The organism is Actinomadura rugatobispora, assembly GCF_055379765.1.
In genome coordinates this window covers 2,244,106-2,262,414 of record NZ_AP029191.1, presented here as the reverse complement: position 1 = coordinate 2,262,414, position 18,309 = coordinate 2,244,106, and the positions used below count along the sequence as shown (strand labels likewise).

Here is an 18,309-nt window from a genome sequence, read left to right as displayed (position 1 = left end):
CCCCCAGGTCAGCAGCCACGGGTGGCGAACGCCAGGAACTGCGTCACTTCGCCGGAGTCGAAGTTGTCGTCGGAGCCGACGACCAGCGTGCACTCCCCGGTGGCCAGCCGCGGCCCCCAGGCGAGGCCCTCGAGATTCTGCACCGGCGGCCGGACCGTGCTGAGGTCCAGGACCAGGCGCTTGGCGACCGGACGGTAGGGCCGGCCGTCCGTGAGACCGGGCCGGGACAGCACGTTGGTGGCGCCGCGCAGGTCGAACTCGTACAGCTTGACCTTGTAGCCGACGCCTTCGAGCCAGGAGCGCTCCAGGGCCAGGTACCGGTGGTCGTCGATGGCGAGGATCTCGGAGATCCCGGTGTCGGTGTGGCCGTCCGGCGGGTCCGGCGCGGTGGGCAGCGGGTCGATGGCGTAGGCGTACTGGCCGCGGACGGTCCCGGCGCGGTTCCACGTCGTGATGCGCGCCGGCGCGCCGCGCCGCACGGTGGGCGGCTCGCCGTCCTCGTACCGGGGCCCTTCGATCGCGGCGGCGATGGTGTGCGGCGTGACCGCCAGCGCCTCGAAGCCGAAGTTGCGGCGCGGCCCGCGGTCGGTGTCGGTCAGGTCCAGGTTGCCGGGTTTCCGCAGCCGGCCGTGGTCCCGGCCCTCCCCATCGGTCCAGCCGATGAACTGGTCGGACACCGGAATGTCCGAGCCCTCCGCAGGCCGGTCGCCTTCGTTGCCCCAGAGCAGCCGGCGGCTCCGCGGGTCGAAGCGGATCGTCTCGGGGTCGGCCGACTCCGGCTGCCCGTAGGGCGGGTAGGGGGTCCCGTCCTGGCGCCGCAGGGTGGTGACCCCGGTCAGGCGCACGCCGGTGAACGCGCCGGTGACGCGGTCGATCTCCAGGCTCCCGGTGTAGAACCGGGCCGGGTTGTAGCGCCACCGGTCGTCGGAGACGAAGTACCAGGTGCCGGTGCGGGGGTCGCGGTCGAAGCCGGACAGGCCCCCGACGGTCGTCCCGTCGAGCGGCGTCTTGTGCGGCACGCGCTGCTCGCCCAGGAAGCGGGTGACCTCGACGGCCTTCGCCCGCGCCTCCGCGCTCGGCGGGCCGGTGCCGACGACGCAGAGCCCGGTCGCCGCGGCCGTGGCCGCCAGTATTATTCGCCAGCCGGTCAAATGATCTCCTCGGGAGCGTGCGCGATCACGACCGTGCTCACTTTAGGTAGTTCGGCGGCGACTTTCTGTTTCCTGACGGTAGGTCGCCACTGACCATCCCGACGGGGAAATGTGCCGACCACGCTCCCGCCGTGCCCTATCCCGTGAAGTCGCCGTACGCCGGCTTCCCCGCGGGCTCGTAGACGCTGAGGACGCAGCCGCTGCCGGTCGTCCTGGACTCGATCAGGCGCAGCGCCGTCGGCACCCGCCCCGGCTCGAACAGCCGCTTGCCGCCGCCCAGGACGACGGGGTAGTTCCACAGGCGGAGCTCGTCGACCAGTCCGTGGTCCAGCAGCGACCGTGCGAGCACGCCGCTGCCATGGATCTGGAGCTCCCGCCCGGGCCGGCCCTTGAGCTCGGCCACCTTCCGCGGGACATCGGACTTGATCAGCGTTGAGTTGTTCCACTCGACCCTGTCCAGCGTCGTGGAGACGACGTACTTGGGAAGGGCGTTGAGCCGTGCCGCGATCACGTTGCCCTCGTCGGTGACGGCGGGCCAGTAGGCCGCGAAGATCTCATAGGTCCTCCGGCCCAGCAGGAACCCGTCGGCCTCGTCGAACCACGCGGCGGTGCGGGTGCCCAGTTCCTCGTCGGCGTAGGGGAACTGCCAGCCCCCGTGCTCGAACCCGCCACTGGTGTCCTCCGTCGGCGTCCCCGGCCCCTGCATGACCCCGTCCAACGTCAGAAACGTCGTCAAGGTGATCCGCATCGTCGTGCTCCTCTCACTCGGGATACGTCTACCAATGCAGACACCCCCCACCCCCCGAAACTCATCGCCCGACCACCGCTCCTTAAACGATCACGGGATCGTCGCCGCCGGTCACGGACCCGTTGTGGGGGATCACCTTCTCGCTCGGCACGTTCACGCCGCATCTCGGCCGATACGTCAGTCGGGCGTCCCGCGGGACCCTCCGGGCGGGCCGGCAGCGCCGATCCTCCGTGGGAAAGTGAAAGCGGGTTGCGGGTGATCATGTTGCCGCCGGCCGTCTTGTCGTACAGCGGCGACGCCTTGTCCATGATCCGGTCGAAGTTGAGCTTCAGCGCCGCGGCGTCCAGCGGGGTCCCGTCGGAGAACCGCACGTTCTCGCGGAGCGTGAAGGTGTAGGACCGGCCGTCCTTGGAGATCGTCCAGAAGCCGGCCAGGGCGGGCTGAGCGCCGGCGCCCGGCCGCGGGACCCGCGGGTGAGGTCCTCGCGGACGAGCGGGTCGAACATGGCGTCAGCGTGCCGGCGCTCCTCCAAAGGGGCCGCCCGTCCCGCAGCCGGACGCCGCCAGGACGCCGGCGAGCCCGAGGACCAGGAGGGCGTGGGCCCGCCGCCCGCGTCGCGTGAGCCGCATGCCGTTCACCGCACCGGGCGGCTCAACCCGCCGGCCCAAGGCCGATCGGGCTTTCCGGGCGCGGGTCGTGCGGGTCGGGGTCGGCCGGATGCCACGCCAGGGGGTGGACGGTCAGGTCCATCCACGGCCAGACGGGCAGGCCGCTGAGGATCTCGTGCAGCTCGCTCGCCGACGAGGCCCGCCACACCCCCCAGTTCTCCCGCCGGCCGGGGACCCGCCAGATGCGGACGAGATGCCCGGCCTCGGCGAGCCGCGCGGCCATCGCGCGCTCCTCCGCCACGATGCGCGCCCACCGCTCGGGGTCGCCGTCGGCGGGCCACTCGATCTTGATGTTGACGAGGAATTCCATGGTCTATCGCCTTTCCGCGGTACGGTCGCGCAGGATCACGCGACCGGCGTTCGGGCAGCCCGGCGTACCGGGGCGGCCCGTCCAGCTCCAGGACGACCTTGAAGGTCGATCCCCGCATCGGTACCGCCGCCACGGCCCTCCGGAGCTCCGGCCCCAGGGCGTCGTCGAGCAGGTCGCGCGCCAGGTGGACGCATCATCAGGCCGAAGGTGACCCGGGCGGACGGCTTCCCGCACCCCACCGGAGAGCATCGTGCGCAGGACATGGGCCGTCCCTCAGCACTCCCGTCCTACGCTGACCGCTCACCCGGGGATTGTGCGGGGGCTGCCAGCAGGGCGTCGAACCGCTCACTCGTGAACAGGTCTTCGGTGGTCTCGTCGATGAGCGTGCGGCACTCGGCCGCGTGTTCGGCGAACACGGCCCTGCACTCGGCGCGCTCCGGGTGGTCGAGGTCGAGGCCGTTGAGCGTCACGTCGAATGGTGTGCTGTTCTCGTCGACCGGCCGGGACAGCACCGCGATCAGCAGCACCCATTCGGCCATGTCGGCCCGGACGGGCACGCTGGAGTCGGTCGCGAGCCGGATCAGGAACGGCAGCGCCGTGGGCATCGCCGCGCTCACGTGAAAAAGGCCGTCGGTGAGCACGATCTCCAGCACGCGCAGCGCTTCGGCGCCGGTGGAGCGGTCGAGCAGCCCCGCGAACAGCGCCGGAACTCCGGCAGGGCATCCCGGGAAGGTGGCCCATGAGATCTCGGCGACGCCGTCCAATGCCGGGTGCTTCACCGCGGCCGGGTGGTCCGGGTGAGCCTGGATGTAGTCGGCGACCAGCGCTTCCTTGGCCTCCGGTTCGTGCACGCACATTCGCCCGCTCCTCGGTGTCCTCGCGATGGTAGCGCCGGAGACGATCACTGCGATAACGAATTCCCGGACGCCGAGGCCGGCTCCGCGAGCGGTGAGCGGCCATGAAGCCGGTCTGCGATCACGGGTGGTCGCGGGGGTTCCGACCGTCCCTTTACGGACATATGTGGTCGGCTAACGATGCCGTCCCTAACCGGGGCGATGTTCACTGGGACGGGAAGTGGCCGGAATGAGACGGCCGATCAAGACGGGTTTGATGATCATGGAATTTGAGAAGCATATATGGCGACAAAGTAGATAACGGCGCAGCGCGGCGCTCGACCGTACTGGGAGCTGATGGGCGTGCCCGGTCACACGGACGGGGTCGAATGGCCCGGCGCACTGAATGTGTCGGAGCTCGTGGCCGAGGGGTGGACGCCCACACCGTTCAGGCAGTTCATCCTGAAGATTCACAGCAGATGTAATCTGTCCTGTGACTACTGCTACATGTACCACATGGCCGATCAGAGCTGGCGCGAGCAGCCCCGCACCATGGCGCCCGAACTGATCGACAAGGTGGCGGAGCGGATCGGCGAGCACGTCCGAGCGCACCGCCTTCCAAGGATCGAGTTCATCCTGCACGGTGGTGAGCCGCTGCTGGCGGGACCCGCCCGAATCCGGCGCGCCGTGACCGCGGTCCGCGCGGCCGCGGCCCCGGCAGAGGTCCGCGCCTATGTGCAGACCAACGGTGTCCTCCTCGATGAGGCCTTCCTCGACCTCTTCGCGGAGTTGTCGATCCGCGTCGGCGTCAGCCTGGACGGCGGCGAGGCGAGCCATGACCGGCATCGCCGTTTCGCCAACGGACGCGGAAGCCACGCGGCGGTGAGCGCGGGCATCCGGCGGTTGGCCTCGCCGGAATACCGGCATCTGTTCAGCGGCCTGCTCGCGACCGTCGACCTGCGCGCCGGCGCTCCCGTCGCCACCTACGAGGCCCTGGCACGGCACGCTCCGCCGGTCGTGGACTTTCTGCTCCCGCACGGCAACTGGAGTGCTCCGCCTCCCGGACGCCACCGGGACGACCCCGCCACCCCGTACGGGGACTGGCTTGTGGCCGTCTTCGACCACTGGTTCGGGGAGACCGACGACAAGCCTCGCATCCGCCTCTTCAGCGAGATCATCCGGTTGCTCCTGGGCGGGAGGTCCCGCACCGAGGCGGTCGGCCTGTCGCCGGCGGCGATGGCGGTGATCGAGACCGGCGGGCAGATCGAGCAGGTCGACACTCTCAAGTCCGCCTATCACGGGGCGGCCCGCACGGGCTTGAACATCGTCGACGATCCGTTCGACAGGGCGCTCCTTTCCCCATGGACCGCCGCACGCCAGATGGGAGCGGATGCTCTCGCCTCGTCCTGCCGCTCCTGCCCGGTCGGGCGCATCTGCGGCGGAGGCATGTACCCGCACCGCTACCGGGCGGGGAGCGGCTTCGCCAACCCGTCCGTCTACTGCCCCGACCTGATGCGCCTCATCAGGCATGTCCGCCGGACGGTCGCCCGCGACCTGGTCGCCACCGGTCATCTCGACGCAGTCGTCCCGTGACCCGTCACATCATCCCGGGCAAGGTCTTCTACGGCCTGGCCTCAGGCGGGGGCGGTGCGTACGCGGTCGGACACCTCAAGGCCGCCCAGTACAGCAAACGCGTCCTCCTGCTCCGCGCCGTACGCGATGCGGCCAGAGCCGAAGGGGCGACCCGTGCGAGGCGGGCGAGGCAGGCCTACGCGTTGCTGGCCGAGATCCAGAGAACGTGCCCCGACGCGGTGGACGCCGTGATCCGGTATCCGACCGTGGGAGTGTGGGCGCGGGCCGCCCTGCAGGGCCAGGGCGATTCCGGAGCACTGGCTTCGCTGGCGGCGGCCGCCCTTGTACGGGCTCGCTTCCCCCGGGCGATCGAAGTCGAGATCTCCAGGGAGAGCGCTGTGCTGCCGTCTCTCGGACGTCTGCTCCTTCCGGGGGAGGCGGAGGGGCGGTACGTGATCGTGCGCACCGCCGGCGGCCGGCCCGAGATCGCCGCGCCGGACGCACGGGTGCGGATCCCCGCCGACCCCCATGGCGACACGTCCATGTGGCAGGGGCTACGGCGGCTCGACGCCGAATACCACGGCCTGACCATCAGGCTGGTCCTCGACGACTGCGATCCCTATCGGACGCCCGGCACGCCCGAACTGGAGGCGGCGCCCCGCCTGGCCGCCGCCGAGGTGGAGGCGTGGCGGGCCTCGCTCCGCCGGGCGTGGCGGCTGCTCGTGCGCGGGCACGCGGAGACGGCGGGCGAGGTGGCCGCCGCGATCAGCGTGCTGGTCCCGCTCCGCGCGGACGGACCCGACCACACCAGTGCCACCGTGCCCATGGCCTTCGGTGCCGTCGCCATGTCCCCGCCCCCGGACGATCACGCGCTCGCGGTCACCCTCGCGCATGAGGCCCAGCACGCCAAGCTCGGTGCGCTCAACGACGTCGTTCCGCTGACGCTGCCCGACGACGGGAGCCGCTTCTACGCTCCGTGGAGGGACGATCCCCGCCCGGTCGGCGGCCTCCTCCACGGTGCTTACGCGCACCTGGGCGTCGCCGGGTACTGGCGGGCCGAGCGGGGGCGTGAACGAGGAGACGGCGCCTTGCGAGCGCACACCGAGTTCGCGCACTGGCGCGACGCGTGCGCCCTGGTCATCCGCACTCTCAGAGGCTGCGGGCGGCTCACCGAGGCCGGTGAGCAGTTCGTCGCCGTCATGGACAGGACGGTGCGTGCGTGGCGGCGCGAGCCCGTCCCCTCCGTCGCGTTGGACGCGGCGCGTGCCATCGCCGAACGCCATCGCGGGAGGTGGCAGGCCGCCCACGCGGGGCGGGGAAGGGCACCGGGCTGATCAGATCGGTGGGGGATCGAAGTCGCAGTCCAGGTGGTGGCGTGCCGTCGCGGCGAGTGTGTCGAAGTGGGTCGGGCCGAGAGCACGGGTGTAGCGGTCGAGGGTGTCCTCGTACAGGACGGTGCCTTCTCCCTCGAGTCCGTCCGCGAGCAGGTCCGACGCCACGTTCGCGGCGCACGCCAGCGTCATCGGGTGGTCTTCGCCGAGCAGGGCGCGCAAGCGTCCCAGGGTGTCGGTGCCGAGTTCGTGCGCCGATCTCAGGTCCCCACGCGCGGCCAGGTCGCTCGCCAGATTGGTCGCGACGGTCAACGGGTAGAGATGGTTGCGGCCCAGAGCCTTCTCCAGGCCCATCAGCGCGTGCTCGTTGGCACGCCGTGCCTCGTCGAGGTCGCCGCGGACGCGATGGAGGATCGCCACGTTGCTCGCGCAGCCGTGGTAGTACGGATGCTCCTCGCCGTACACGCTTGCGTAGCGGATGAGGGCGGCCTGGATCATCTCGTACGCGGCGTCGATCGCGTTCATGCTGCGGTGGATGTTGCTCAGGCAGACGACGACGGCGAGGGTGTCGGGGTGGTCGGACCCGAACAGGCGCTGGCACCTGTCGTGGGTCTCCGTCGCCAGTGCCAGCGAGTCCTCGTACTCCCCGGTCCTGCGATAGGCGATGGCCAGGTCGATGCCGGTGCGCAACGTCAGCAGATGTTCAGGGCTCAGGACGTCGGCGCCATAGGAATGAGCGGCCTCGCCCAGGTCGACGGCCTCCTGGTAGTTGCCGCTCAACCGGACCGCGCGGGCCAGCCCTCCCCACGCGGTGAGGACGTTGGTCGCGCCGATGCCCGCGCCTCCGGTCTCCACGCCGGCGTAACTGCGCTCGTGCAGTTCCCGTGCTGTCCGGAAGTCGCTGATGAGGCCGAAGTCGAGGGCGAGGTTGTTCACCACCCGCAGGACGCGCGCGTCGTCGGGACCGTAGGCGGCCTCGTGCTCTTCCAGGGACTTCTGGTCGTGGTCGAAGGCGCCGCGGAAGTCTCCGCGGCCTCTCAGGTCGGCACCGATGCTGTTGACGACCTGGAGCTGCACGTCCCGGAAGGGCTCGTCCGTACGGCCGATGCGCCGCATCTGCGCCAGCGTGCCCTGGTTGAGCTCGTAGGCCTCGGTGAACCGCCCGAGCGCGCGGACGATGTTGGCGCGCTGTCGGCGCAGGTCGAGCACGTCCAGATGGTCCTCGCCGTTGAGGGCGACCCAGTGACCCTCGAAGTTGTCGATGTACTCCACGGCCGAGCTGTGGTGGCCCGCCAGCCACAGGTACTGGACGAAGCCCAGGGCCAAGGCGTGCACGTCCGGATCCTGGCAGGAGGGCAGCCCCGCGGCGAGGACGTGCGGGAGCAGGGCCGCGTAGCCCGGCCAGTTCTGAGGCTGCGTCGGGTCGTCCGGGGCGGCGCTGACCATCAACCGGTGCACGTGGTGGCGGATGCGGTCCTGGTCCTCGTCGTCCAGCGAGTCGCGCAGAAGGGCCTGGACCAACCGGTGCACCTGAATCGTGCGCCCAGGGTTGTCGATCTTGGCCAAGGCGAACCGGTTGAGTTCTCCGATGGCCCGGTTGAGCAGGATGGGGTCGCGGAGAATTCCGGTCAGATGCGGGCTCAGCTGTTCGGCCGTGCGGGAGAACACGGCACGCGGGATCGGCTCGGCGCCGAAGAACGCGCAGCAGCGCAGCAGTTCCACGGCTTCGGGGAGCTTGTCCTCCAGCGTGCTCACCGACAACGCCCAGGCCGCGGTCATCGACTTGGGGTATTCGGGTGGCTTGCCCTCGGCCATCAGGCTGCTCAGGTGCTCGTCGAGGAGTTGCAGATACTCGTCCACGGGCATCCCGGTCTGCGCCTGGAGCGCGCCCGCCTGTTCCAGCGCCAAGGGCAGATCGCCCAGCGACTCGGCCAGCATGTCGGCGTCCGCCTCGGTGATGGCGTGCGGCACGCGCCTGGTCAGGAACGCGAGGCTTTCATCCCTGGTGAACACGTCGATGCGGACCGCGTCGACGATGTCCTCCCAGCGATGGTCCCGAGAAGTGATCAGAACGTGTCCGGGGCCGCGCGGGATGATGGTGTTCAGTTCGTCCGGCCTGTCGGCGTTGTCGAAGATCAGCAGCCAGCGGGGGTAGGGCTCGCCGCGCCGCAACGCGTCCAGCACGGCCTGGGCGGCATCCTCGATGCCCGTGGCGGTGGCCGACGGGAGGTCCAGGAACGGGGCGAGTGCGGCCAGCGAGGACTGGACCAGGAACGCCTGGTCGGAGGGCACCCACCACACCAGGTCGTAGTCGCCGCGGTAGCGGTGGGCGTATTCGACCGCCATCTGGGTCTTGCCCACACCTCCCATGCCGTGCAGGGCGTGCGGGACCACGGCGGTGACCTCACCGGCGATACCCTCCCGGAGCCTCTCCAGCAGGTCTGTCCGCCCGGTGAAATTCTTGTTTCTGGGGGGTACCCCGCCCCACACCGTGGGCTCGGAGCTTCCAGGTCGTCTCGTGTAACCGTCGCGCGTCACGGCCGCCTCCGTGTCCGTCCCACCCGTGAGAACATCTTATGTCGTCGGCTTCTGGAAATAACCACGAGGTGAAGTGGTGATCGTAATCCAGTGGCACGCAATGGTCGATCGGTATGCGGCTAATCCAGAAACTCATTTTCGGCCTGGCCGTCGAAAGCATGGAATGCGGTGCCGGCGCGGAGAGATGTGCTGTGCCCTGTTTGGTGATCAATAGGCGTGGTACCGTGCGAAGGAAGCGTTGACCGCGCAGGGAGGTCGAATGAGTGACGCCGAAGACTTCGGGGGTGTTCTGCTCGATTTCTCAGAGGTCTCGCTCGATGACGTGGCCGCCGTCGACGCCGCCGTCGTCGAACGCGAGTTGCGCTCTCTGCTCACTTCGGATCACGGCGATGACGCGGTGGCCAGATTCGACGCCGTCGTGGACGATGTGTGACACACGGCCCGGCCGGCGTCGTGCCTGCTCGGGTCGGGCGTGTCGTCGATTCGACCGAGGCGCTCGTCGACCCTTCCGTGGCCGCTCTGGAGTGACCTCCCGCGTGCCCGGCCCTGACCGGCACCGCGGCCAGGGGCGTCTCTAACCGCCTTCGCCTGACCGGAGCCGTCGACATGAGCGCCGCTGACTCGTTTCTCGGACGGTCTTCCTCCGGGGGGTGGCCGGGCTCCCTCACCGTTCATGACCGGCGCCGGCTGATCGGGCGCGGCGAGGAGATCGCCCAATTGTGCTCGGTCTGGCAACGGCACCGCCTCACGGTGTTGTGCGGAGCGAGCGGTTCGGGCAAGACATCCCTTGTCCGGGCGGGTGCGGTGCCGTGGCTGCGGTCCCGGCGCGCGGACGTCCTGCCGGTCGCCTCGGTCTCCATGGGACCGTCCGAGGAGGCCGGCTATCCGGTCGCCGGCCTCCCCCCGCAGAATCCGTTCACGCGCACGCTGCTGGAAGCGTGGCGGCCCCGCGAGCCGTTGACCCGCCTGACCGGCCTGTCCATCGCCGATCACCTGCGTCGTCGGGTGCACGTGCGCGACGTCGCAGCCACTCGTGGTCCCGCCGCGGGTCCGGTTCTGGTGGCGATCGACCAGGCGGAGAGGCTTTTCCGGGATCCTGACTCGCGTCGCACGCGGGGCTTCGTCGATGAACTGCACCGCGCCCTGGAGGCCGTTCCCCATCTGCGCCTGCTGCTCGTGGTGCGGGAAACGCGTCTCGACGATCTCACCCGGCTCTTCAAGACATTCGACGCCGGGCCGATGGGGTGGCTCGCGATACCCTCCGTCGGCCGTGAGGAGGCCCGGCGGGCCCTCACCGATCCGCTCGAGGGCTCCCGCCCCCCTTTCACGGACGCTGCCGCGGATCAGCTGCTGGACGAACTGTCCCAGCGGGAAGGGCCTGCCGGAGAAGGCATCGAGCCTGTGCTGCTGCAGTTGCTGTGCCGGCCGATGTGGGATCGGCGACCTGGCGGCGCCCGCGAGATCACCCCGCGTGATCTACCGGATGTCGACGAGGTTCTGACGGATTTCTGCCGGGCCGCGATCAGCGATGTGGCGGTCGACCATGACCTCCCGTCGCCGGTCGTGGCCGCGTGGCTGAGCCGCATCGGGCATCCGGACGCACACGATCATCTCGACACCCGCGATGGGGCGATCCCGTTCGAGGTGCTCGACGCGCTGGAGGAACGTTTCCTGCTGACAACGCGTCGGCACGGCGGTGTCTGGCGGCACGAGGCGAGGCACCCGCTGCTGGTCCGGGCGATCGACCGGGTGCGGCGTGAGGACCGGCCGGAGCGGGAGTCCGATGCCGCCACCCGTGTCCGGGCCGCCGGCCGGGCACTGGCACGAGGAGATCTGGAACTGGCCGAACGCCAGGCCAGAGCGGCGCTGAACCGTTCGGGCGAGCCGGACATGCGCGTTCGTGCCGAGGCGGAGTCCTGTTTGGGGGGACATCGCCTGCCTGGGCGCCGCCGATGAGGCGGCGATCCGCCATTACCGCACCGCCGCCGCGCTGTTCGAGTCGATTCCCGACTCGCCCGCCGCCGGGCGCCAACTCGGCGCGATCGGCAGGCTCCATCTGGCCAGGGGAGAGGGACACGAGGCTCTGGAGATCCTCGACCGCGCGTCCACGCGAGCCCCGAACGACCCTGCTGTGGGCACGGCCCTCGCCCTCACCTTCTGGCACGTCGGTAAGCCGCGTGCGGCGCAGGCCGTGCTCCGGGAGGTGCTGGCGGCGGACGGTGACAATCCTGAAGCGCTCCAGTTGCGCGGTGAGATCCTGGCCGACTCCGGCCAGGCCGAGTCGGCTCTGCGCGATCTCGACCGGGTGGGGAGCGACCCGCCGGCCTCCGTGCGGGCGGCGCGAGGGCTGGCGCTGGCCGCGATCGCCCGTCCCGGCGCCATCGAGGCGGCCAGGCGTGACTTCGAGCAGGCCGTCGCCGAGGCCGACGACAATGGACCGGTCCTGCTGCGCGTGGCCAAGGGCAAGCGGGAGACGGGCGACCGGCGTGCCGCCACCGAGCTGGCATCCCAGGCGGTCAAGGCCAGCCGTCCTCCGCTGCCCTCTCACCTGCGCGACGAGGCGCGGCGCCTGCTCGAAGAAGTGTGACCGATGAGGTGGTGACGCGCTGACCGGGCTCCCATCATCAGGACATGTCCGACGCCGCGCTGGTCGCGCTCATCACTGGTCTGTCGACGCTCTTCGCCGCGGGGCTCGTCACCTGGCTGCAGGTCCTGGGAGAGGGGCGCCGTGCCCGCCAGCAGCGCCGGCAGGAGGCCGATGCCCGGGCGAACGCGCGCCGGGAAGCCGACCGTGACCGTCTCTTCGAGAGCTACGCCGAGGCGCAGGCGGCCGTGCTCAGGCTGGCGTTCACCATGCGCTTCTGCGCCGAGATCCGCAAGGTGACGAGCGGAAGCGTGAAGAACGAGGAACTCGGTGCGGCGCTCGCACGCGCCCACCAGGAGTATTTGGACGCCGACAACGCCACCATGACGATGTGGGTCCTGCTCGGCGATTCCGAGGAGACCGGCACCGTGGTCTCGGAACTTCTCGCGGACACTGCCATCGCCTACCAGTTCATCCGCAACGGTGGCGGGCTGGACGGCGCCGTCGCTACGGAGCAGCGGCTCCGGCGGGCAGTACGGAATCTTGGCGGGATCGCGGAGCTTCTCCGCACTCCGCATCGTCCGGGGGATCAGGGGAATCTGACACCGGGGGCGACGGCAGCGCGCGGTCGCGCGGTCGGCGGACCCGATACTTCCAGGCTCCCCACAGAACCGCGGCCAGGATCGCGATAGCCCCCGGAACGCACCAGGCGACCGCCGTCGCCCCGATCCAGAAGACGAGCGGGCCGCCGACCACGGTGCCGATGGAGGTCCCGCCCATCGTGCAGAACCGGACGACACCGTTCACCCGCCCGCGCATCGCTTCGGGGGTGTACACCGACTGGTAACCGTTCAGGGCGATGTTCATCAGGGTGCCCACGAAGCCGACCCCGCCCCAGGCGATCAGCCAGATCCACGGGTTCCCGGTGAGCGGGATGGCGGAGGTGAGCACCAGCCAGCTTCCCAGGCAGATGGAGACCATCCGCAGCGGGTGGCTGCTGAGGAACCGCAACCGGTGATGCTGTGACACCGGCTCCGTCTCCGTCTCCGTTTCGGTGGCGGGTGCCGGGGCCGGCTCAGGATGTGCCGTGGACGGCTCGCGCGGACACGGCATCAGTTCCCGCAACCACCCAAAGCGGGGCTTGGCCGTGTAGCAGGCGGCGATGAACCCGCCGAGAGCGGGTGCGCCGAGGATCAGCCCGATCAGCCAGGAGCCTTCTCCCTGATCACGAGTTCGCACCATCAGTATCAGGACCATCACGGAGAACAGCGCGTTGGTCAGCGTGCAGGTGATCAGAACGGTGCGAAGGAAAAGCCGGCGCCACAGCCAGACGGCGCTCTCGGTGAAGTCGGGCCCGAGACCGCGCAGTCCCTGGGGGCGTTCACCGGTCGTGGTGCGCTTGAGACGCGATCTTATGGTGAACAGGGTCGCCAAGGTCGCGGTGCTCAGCGCCGCGTCGATGGCGAAGGGCATCGTGCTCCGTCCCGGAACGGCCAGTGCGCCGCCCAGCAGACGTCCCACCAGTGACGAGAGGTTGCCGCGCAGTTCGTTGGTCGCCGCGGCCCTTTTCCGGTGGCTGACGGGGACCAGTCGCGGGACGGTCTTGGTCTCGGCGACGTTGTAGAAGGTCGTGCAGATTCCGCTGAGGGCGGCCGCGCAGAGCAGCATCGAGACATGCAGTCGCCCCGCGGCGGTCACGCACACCATCGCCACTGCCACCGCCAGCCGGACGGCCAGGCTGACCTGCATCGTCCGTCGCTCGTCGAACCGGTCGACCACGAGCCCCGCGGGCAGATAGAGCAGGTTGGGCAGGGTGCCCGCGGCGAACACGGCACCCGTGACGACGGCCGATTCGGATTCCGCGAGGGCCAGGAGCGGCGCGGTCATGGCGACGCTCGTGCCCCCGAGCGTCGAGGCCGCGGAACCGAGCCACAGCCACCCGAACTCCCGCCGCCACCGGTCGGGTCGGTCGGGAGGGCCGACACCATCGAGCACGACTCCGGCGTCGCCTCCTCTTCCGGTGCTGGGGGACCGCGTCATCGATGTTCGTGCCCCTCGATCACGGTTCCTTGGCGAGCCGATCGATCGACCGCGTGGACGGACCCGGGTGGGCGAGATCTTCCGTGACGGCTGACGATGACTGGCACAACGAACCGGTTCCGCCAACGCTAGGGGAGCAAGGACTTGACAAGCGAATTTAAAGAGCTTACTCCCCTTATTGGATTTACCCAGAGTGATGGGGCTGACACTCGACCCTCGGTCGCCGAACCCAGGTCGCCAGAAGGGCGGCCAAACCTAATAATCTGGGATTTATCCGCCAAGAACTGTTATTGCAGGCATGAACGGCATATACCGTCAAGCGGCATTGAGATTCCAGCGGGTGTGCCAACGTGATCTGCCGCCGTCTTCTGGCTCAGGTCGGCGTTTCCGCTGGCGGAGGTGGCGGGCGGTGGAGGGCCAGGACGCTCAGCGAGGTCGGGCGGGGGGCACTGTTTCGGGGTGGGGGCCTGTCGGGGTCAGGGTGATGGTGGTGGGGGCGCGTTCGCATTCCCAGGTGGTGACGTTCGCGTAGGTGATCCCGTCGCGGTGCCACAGGCCGCCGTCCTGGTGGATGTGGCCGAACAGGTGCAGCTTGGGGCGGACCTCGCGGACGCGGGTCAGGAGGTCTTCGCAGCCGTGGCGTCCGGGCATGGCGTTCGTGTCGCCGATGCCCAGGGGAGGGCCGTGCGTGACGAGGACGTCGACGCCTTCGGGGATCAGGGCCCAGCGCTCCGCCAGGGGACGGCCGCGGGGCAGGTTGAACGCCCAGTCGTTGAACTCCGGCTGCCAGGGGCTGCCCCAGAAGGTCACGCCGTCGATCTCGGTGCCGCTGTCCTGGAGGTAGCGGATGCCGCGGTCGGCCAGGACGGCGCGGGCCCGTTCGGGCTGGTCGAGGAACATCCAGTCGTGGTTGCCGGCGACGACGACCTTCGTCGGGTGGGGGAGAGCGTGCAGCCAGTCCGCGGCGTCCTCGAGTTCCCGGAGGTCCTTGCCGCGCCGGCACAGGTCGCCCGCGTGGACGAAGACGTCGCCCTCGGGGACGGTGAGTTCGTGGTGGAACGTGTGCGTGTCGGCGACGGCGACGATGCGCATGCGGGCCTCTTCTAGGGGGTCTGGCTGCGGTCGATGAGGTCCAGGACGGCTTTCCGGGTCTCGTGGAAGATGGCCAGGGTTCGGTCGGCGGCCGCGGTGACGGCGGGGCGGGCGGGTGCGGCGGGTGGTTCGAAGAGCACGGCGATGGTGTCGGCCAGGACCTTTCCGGGGTCGTCCACGCCGGTCGTGGGGTCGGCGGTGGTGGCGAGGAAGCCGGTGAGCAGGGCGTGCATCGTGTAGGTCTGGTCGGGCAGGGGGCGGTCGTGGCGGATCAGGCGGTGGCGGTGCAGGACGGGCATGACCGCTTCGCACAGGGCGCTGGGCCGGGTGCGGGCGAACAGTTCGTGGTCGGCGGGGTCGGGGGTGAGCAGGCGCAGGAGGTCGGGGTCGTTGCCGTGCACGAGGCGGGCCAGGGGACGGGTTCCGGCGGCGCGCAGGAGGAGCGGGGCCAGGTGGCGGGGCTGGACGGTGGCGGCGTCGGCGGTGAGGCGGGTGATGAGTTCGTCCATGCCGGTCAGCAGGTCGCGGGCGAACAGGCCGCGGATGAGGTCTTCCTTGCCGGGCCAGTAGAGGTAGACGGTGCCCTTGCCGACGCCCGCGGCCTGGGCGATCTCGGCGACGGTGACCTTGCCCGCTCCGTGGTCGAGCACCAGTTCGCGCGCGGCGTCCAGGATGCGGGCGGCCTTGCGGGAGTTGTGCTCGACCAGCGGGTTCATGGCTCTCTCAGGGGGAGGCGACGTCGATGTTCTTGGCCTTCATGTCCTTGGCCATTATCCTGCGCGCGGCGTGTCCGACGGCGGGTGCGCGCATCAGGCGCATCATCCCGGCGCGCATGATGTGCTCCTTGCGGTCGTGCGGGGTGAAGAGGCGTCGCGAGGTGAGGGCGCCGGTCTGCTGGGTGTGGATGAAGGGGCGCATCCGGGCCTCCCACGCGTGCAGTGCGGCGGGCAGGTCGTGGCGTCGCAGCATGGTGCCCAGCAGTTCGGCGCCGGCGATGCCGGTGGACGCGCCCATGCCCGAGTACAGGGTCAGGCACCAGGCGGCGTCGCCGAGCAGGACGACCCGGCCGCGGTGCCAGCGCGGCATCCTGACCTGGTGCACGGAGTCGAAAAGGGCGTCGGGGGCCTGTTCGTAGCGGGTGAGCAGGCTCTCCAGGAGGGGGCCGGTGGGCTGGGGGCCGAAGGCGGCGCGGATGGACTCGATCGGCGGGCGGGCGAACTCGGCGTCGATGTCGGTGGTGCGGTAGGAGAACAGCAGGCTGGGCGCGTGGTCGGCGAAGGGGAAGGCCCAGGCCGAGCGGCCCGGTTCGGCCAGCATCAGCCCCTCGGACAGGCCGAAGCCGTCGACCGGCTCGTCCAGGAGCGCGGCGCCGATCATGTAGTCGAGCGGGTGCAGGAAGTCCTGGGGGCCGAAGGCCAGTTCTCGTACCGTGGAGCGCATCCCGTCGGCGCCCACCACCAGGTCGAAGCGCTCGGTGGCGGTGGTGCCGGCCGTGGTGTCGTGCAGCGTCACCTCGGCGGCGGTGTCGTCCTGGACGATGCCGGTGGGGACGGTGGAGTAGCGGATCTCCACGTCGTCCGGCAGCGCTGAGAAGAGGCCGCGCTCCACATCGCCGCGCAGCAGCGCGCGGGGGGCTCCGGGGGCCATGGCGGCCGGGTTCATGCCTGGACGGCGACGCCCGGTCCGATCGACCTCGTGCACGGTGACGTGGGGTCCGCCGCGGTCGCCGATCCGGTCCAGGACGCCGAGCCGCCGGGCGGAGGCGACGCCGGTGCCGAACAGCATGATGAAGTACCCGCCCGAGCGGCGCGCGGGCGCCCGTTCGACCAGCACCGGCTCCCAGCCGATCTGGCGCAGCCGCACCGCGGCGGCGATGCCCGCGATCCCCAGCCCCACCACCAGCGCACGGCCGCCCCTGGACGCGTCCGTCATGAGGACCTCCTCGGTAGGTTCCTCCTTCACTCTATAGAACGAACTGACCAGATCGGTTCGTTTGGTCAGTCGCTGTGTTCTGGACCTGCGTCGGCGTGCGCCATAACCTCCGGTGGGAACCCTCCGAAACGGCATGGGAGACGCGCATGGGCAAGCTGGACGGCAAGGTCGCGTTCATCACCGGGGCGGCGCGGGGTCAGGGCCGGAGCCACGCGGTACGGCTCGCGCGGGAAGGCGCCGACATCATCGCGATCGACACCGCGGCCAAGGTCGACAGCGTCCCCTACCCGCTGGCCACGGCCGAGGATCTGGCCGAGACCGCGCGGCTGGTCGAGGCCACGGGCCGCCGGATCGTCGCGCGCGACGCCGACGTCCGCGATTCGGCGGCGCTGGCGGCGGCGGTGGAGGCGGGGGTCGCGGAGTTCGGCCGGCTCGACGTGGTCCTGGCCAACGCGGGCATCTCCTCCCCGGCGCCGACGCTGGAGATGAGCGACGAGACCTGGCAGGACATGATCGACATCAACCTGACCGGGGTGTGGAAGTCGCTCAAGGCGTCGGTCCCGCACATCGTCGCCGGTGGCCGGGGCGGCGCCGTCGTCATCACCAGCTCGCTCGCCGCGATGTACGCCCACGAGAACACCGCCCACTACTCGGCCGCCAAGGCGGGGCTGGTCATGCTCATGAAGGTCATGGCCAAGGAGCTGGCGCCGCACAGCATCCGGGTCAACACCGTCCACCCGACGACGGTCGCGACCGACATGGTCCTGAACGACTCCACCTACCGGCTGTTCCGGCCCGACCTGGAGGCCCCCACCCGCGCGGACTTCGAGGAGGCGGCACGCGCGGTCAACCGGCTGCCGGTCGTCGCGCTCGAATCGGAGGACATCTCCAACGCGATCCTCTATCTCGTCTCCGACGACGGCAGGTTCGTCACCGGCGCCACCCACGTCATCGACGCGGGCGTGGCCTTGTAGCGCTTTCTTACCTAAGATTGCACCATCGTTCTCATCGCGGACCGAAGGAGCAATCCGGCCATGGATCGAGACGAAGCGCTCCGGGACCTGGCCGGCAGGCTCGGGCGGCTTGAGGACCTGGACGAGATCCGCCGGCTGTACATCGACTACGGGCGCCATCTCGACGCCGGCGATCCGGTCGCGTACGCGGCGCTGTTCTCGCGGGACGCCAAGCTCCGGCTCGGGCCCGTCATGCGCGCCGACGGCCGCGAGGAGATCGAGCGGGCGGCCGCGAAGGTGCTCCGGTCCGAGAGCGCGAGGAAGTCGGTCCACGTGATCGCCTCGCCCAGCATCGAACTGGACGGGGACACCGCGTCCGGCGAGTGCGTGTGGGCGGCGGTGTCCGGGGCGGCCGAGGGCGGCGCGCCCGGGGTCCTCGTCGGGCGGCACGTCGACGAGTTCGTCCGCGAGGACGGGCGGTGGCGGTTCGCCCGGCGAGCCGGGCACATCGACGTCGGCGCGCTCGGCTGAGGGCCCCGCACATGGCGGTCGGCGCG

17 protein-coding genes are annotated in these 18,309 nt (G+C 70.3%); 7 read left to right on the top strand and 10 right to left on the bottom strand.

From position 1 onward, the window contains the following. Positions 1-8: 8 nt before the first annotated feature. The 5 genes from ACZ466_RS09475 to ACZ466_RS09455 all read right to left on the bottom strand — a co-directional run bounded on the left by ACZ466_RS09475 (position 9) and on the right by ACZ466_RS09455 (position 3,734). On the bottom strand, positions 9-1,019 hold the full coding sequence (locus ACZ466_RS09475; protein WP_464043213.1) for an esterase-like activity of phytase family protein: 1,011 nt from the start codon (positions 1,017-1,019) through the stop codon (positions 9-11). A 268-nt stretch (positions 1,020-1,287) separates the two neighbouring features. Beyond that, entirely contained in the window at positions 1,288-1,899 is a 612-nt protein-coding gene (locus ACZ466_RS09470) for a dihydrofolate reductase family protein (protein WP_378285605.1), read from the bottom strand. Beyond that, a complete protein-coding gene (locus tag ACZ466_RS09465; RefSeq protein WP_378285638.1) occupies positions 1,884-2,333 on the bottom strand; it encodes an ABC transporter substrate-binding protein in 450 nt (149 codons plus the stop codon). The genes ACZ466_RS09470 and ACZ466_RS09465 overlap by 16 nt, the downstream gene beginning before the upstream one ends. A 217-nt stretch (positions 2,334-2,550) precedes the next feature. Next, on the bottom strand, positions 2,551-2,877 hold the full coding sequence (locus ACZ466_RS09460) for a muconolactone Delta-isomerase (protein ID WP_378285604.1): 327 nt from the start codon (positions 2,875-2,877) through the stop codon (positions 2,551-2,553). Between the two features lie 287 nt (positions 2,878-3,164). Continuing rightward, positions 3,165-3,734, bottom strand: a complete 570-nt coding sequence (locus ACZ466_RS09455; protein WP_378285603.1) for a hypothetical protein — start codon at positions 3,732-3,734, stop codon at positions 3,165-3,167. Positions 3,735-4,067: 333 nt separating this feature from the next. On the opposite strand from ACZ466_RS09455, the gene ACZ466_RS09450 reads away from it, so the two are divergent. Together ACZ466_RS09450 and ACZ466_RS09445 are read left to right on the top strand one after the other, a co-directional pair. Next, positions 4,068-5,303, top strand: a complete 1,236-nt coding sequence (locus tag ACZ466_RS09450) for an FxsB family cyclophane-forming radical SAM/SPASM peptide maturase (RefSeq protein WP_378285602.1) — start codon at positions 4,068-4,070, stop codon at positions 5,301-5,303. Continuing rightward, entirely contained in the window at positions 5,300-6,616 is a 1,317-nt protein-coding gene (locus ACZ466_RS09445; protein ID WP_378285601.1) for an HEXXH motif domain-containing protein, read from the top strand. The genes ACZ466_RS09450 and ACZ466_RS09445 overlap by 4 nt, the downstream gene beginning before the upstream one ends. Here the strand turns inward: ACZ466_RS09445 and fxsT are convergent, their stop codons facing one another. Further along, on the bottom strand, positions 6,617-9,103 hold the full coding sequence (fxsT, locus tag ACZ466_RS09440; RefSeq protein ID WP_464044011.1) for an FxSxx-COOH system tetratricopeptide repeat protein: 2,487 nt from the start codon (positions 9,101-9,103) through the stop codon (positions 6,617-6,619). Between the two features lie 307 nt (positions 9,104-9,410). Here fxsT and ACZ466_RS09435 point away from each other — a divergent pair, with 307 nt between their 5' ends. The 3 genes from ACZ466_RS09435 (at position 9,411) to ACZ466_RS09425 (ending at position 11,738) form a co-directional block, all read left to right on the top strand. Next, complete coding sequence (locus tag ACZ466_RS09435) at positions 9,411-9,584, top strand: hypothetical protein (protein ID WP_378285599.1); 174 nt, start codon at positions 9,411-9,413, stop codon at positions 9,582-9,584. Between the two features lie 173 nt (positions 9,585-9,757). Next, positions 9,758-11,107, top strand: a complete 1,350-nt coding sequence (locus tag ACZ466_RS09430) for an ATP-binding protein (protein WP_464043209.1) — start codon at positions 9,758-9,760, stop codon at positions 11,105-11,107. After that, positions 11,052-11,738: a tetratricopeptide repeat protein gene (locus ACZ466_RS09425; protein ID WP_464043207.1), complete on the top strand. Its 687-nt coding sequence runs from the start codon at positions 11,052-11,054 to the stop codon at positions 11,736-11,738. The genes ACZ466_RS09430 and ACZ466_RS09425 overlap by 56 nt, the downstream gene beginning before the upstream one ends. Before the next feature lie 504 nt (positions 11,739-12,242). Here ACZ466_RS09425 and ACZ466_RS09420 read toward each other — a convergent pair. The 4 genes from ACZ466_RS09420 to ACZ466_RS09405 form a co-directional block, all read right to left on the bottom strand. Continuing rightward, positions 12,243-13,775 carry an MFS transporter gene (locus tag ACZ466_RS09420; protein ID WP_464043205.1) on the bottom strand — a complete coding sequence of 511 codons (1,533 nt, stop codon included), beginning with the start codon at positions 13,773-13,775 and terminating at the stop codon, positions 12,243-12,245. A gap of 426 nt (positions 13,776-14,201) precedes the next feature. Continuing rightward, complete coding sequence (locus ACZ466_RS09415; RefSeq protein ID WP_378285596.1) at positions 14,202-14,867, bottom strand: metallophosphatase domain-containing protein; 666 nt, start codon at positions 14,865-14,867, stop codon at positions 14,202-14,204. Between the two features lie 11 nt (positions 14,868-14,878). After that, positions 14,879-15,583 (bottom strand): TetR/AcrR family transcriptional regulator, encoded by a 705-nt coding sequence (locus ACZ466_RS09410; RefSeq protein ID WP_378285595.1) that lies wholly within the window; start codon positions 15,581-15,583, stop codon positions 14,879-14,881. Between the two features lie 7 nt (positions 15,584-15,590). Next, a complete protein-coding gene (locus tag ACZ466_RS09405; RefSeq protein ID WP_378285594.1) occupies positions 15,591-16,799 on the bottom strand; it encodes an FAD-dependent monooxygenase in 1,209 nt (402 codons plus the stop codon). A gap of 146 nt (positions 16,800-16,945) precedes the next feature. Between ACZ466_RS09405 and ACZ466_RS09400 the strand changes: the two genes are divergently transcribed. Continuing rightward, on the top strand, positions 16,946-17,773 hold the full coding sequence (locus ACZ466_RS09400; protein ID WP_378285593.1) for a mycofactocin-coupled SDR family oxidoreductase: 828 nt from the start codon (positions 16,946-16,948) through the stop codon (positions 17,771-17,773). Between the two features lie 60 nt (positions 17,774-17,833). After that, positions 17,834-18,283 carry a nuclear transport factor 2 family protein gene (locus ACZ466_RS09395; protein ID WP_378285592.1) on the top strand — a complete coding sequence of 150 codons (450 nt, stop codon included), beginning with the start codon at positions 17,834-17,836 and terminating at the stop codon, positions 18,281-18,283. The last annotated feature ends 26 nt before the right edge of the window (positions 18,284-18,309 follow it).

Excerpts from the sequence above, each read along its gene's own strand:
- ACZ466_RS09405 (WP_378285594.1), bottom strand. The coding sequence starts at position 16,799 with ATGACGGACGCGTCCAGGGGCGGCCGTGCGCTGGTGGTGGGGCTGGGG.
- ACZ466_RS09460 (WP_378285604.1), bottom strand. The coding sequence starts at position 2,877 with ATGGAATTCCTCGTCAACATCAAGATCGAGTGGCCCGCCGACGGCGAC.
- ACZ466_RS09450 (WP_378285602.1), top strand. The coding sequence starts at position 4,068 with ATGGGCGTGCCCGGTCACACGGACGGGGTCGAATGGCCCGGCGCACTG.
- ACZ466_RS09400 (WP_378285593.1), top strand. The coding sequence starts at position 16,946 with ATGGGCAAGCTGGACGGCAAGGTCGCGTTCATCACCGGGGCGGCGCGG.
- ACZ466_RS09430 (WP_464043209.1), top strand. The coding sequence starts at position 9,758 with ATGAGCGCCGCTGACTCGTTTCTCGGACGGTCTTCCTCCGGGGGGTGG.
- ACZ466_RS09395 (WP_378285592.1), top strand. The coding sequence starts at position 17,834 with ATGGATCGAGACGAAGCGCTCCGGGACCTGGCCGGCAGGCTCGGGCGG.
- ACZ466_RS09455 (WP_378285603.1), bottom strand. The coding sequence starts at position 3,734 with ATGTGCGTGCACGAACCGGAGGCCAAGGAAGCGCTGGTCGCCGACTAC.
- ACZ466_RS09470 (WP_378285605.1), bottom strand. The coding sequence starts at position 1,899 with ATGCGGATCACCTTGACGACGTTTCTGACGTTGGACGGGGTCATGCAG.
- ACZ466_RS09420 (WP_464043205.1), bottom strand. The coding sequence starts at position 13,775 with ATGACGCGGTCCCCCAGCACCGGAAGAGGAGGCGACGCCGGAGTCGTG.
- ACZ466_RS09435 (WP_378285599.1), top strand. The coding sequence starts at position 9,411 with ATGAGTGACGCCGAAGACTTCGGGGGTGTTCTGCTCGATTTCTCAGAG.
- ACZ466_RS09410 (WP_378285595.1), bottom strand. The coding sequence starts at position 15,583 with ATGAACCCGCTGGTCGAGCACAACTCCCGCAAGGCCGCCCGCATCCTG.
- ACZ466_RS09415 (WP_378285596.1), bottom strand. The coding sequence starts at position 14,867 with ATGCGCATCGTCGCCGTCGCCGACACGCACACGTTCCACCACGAACTC.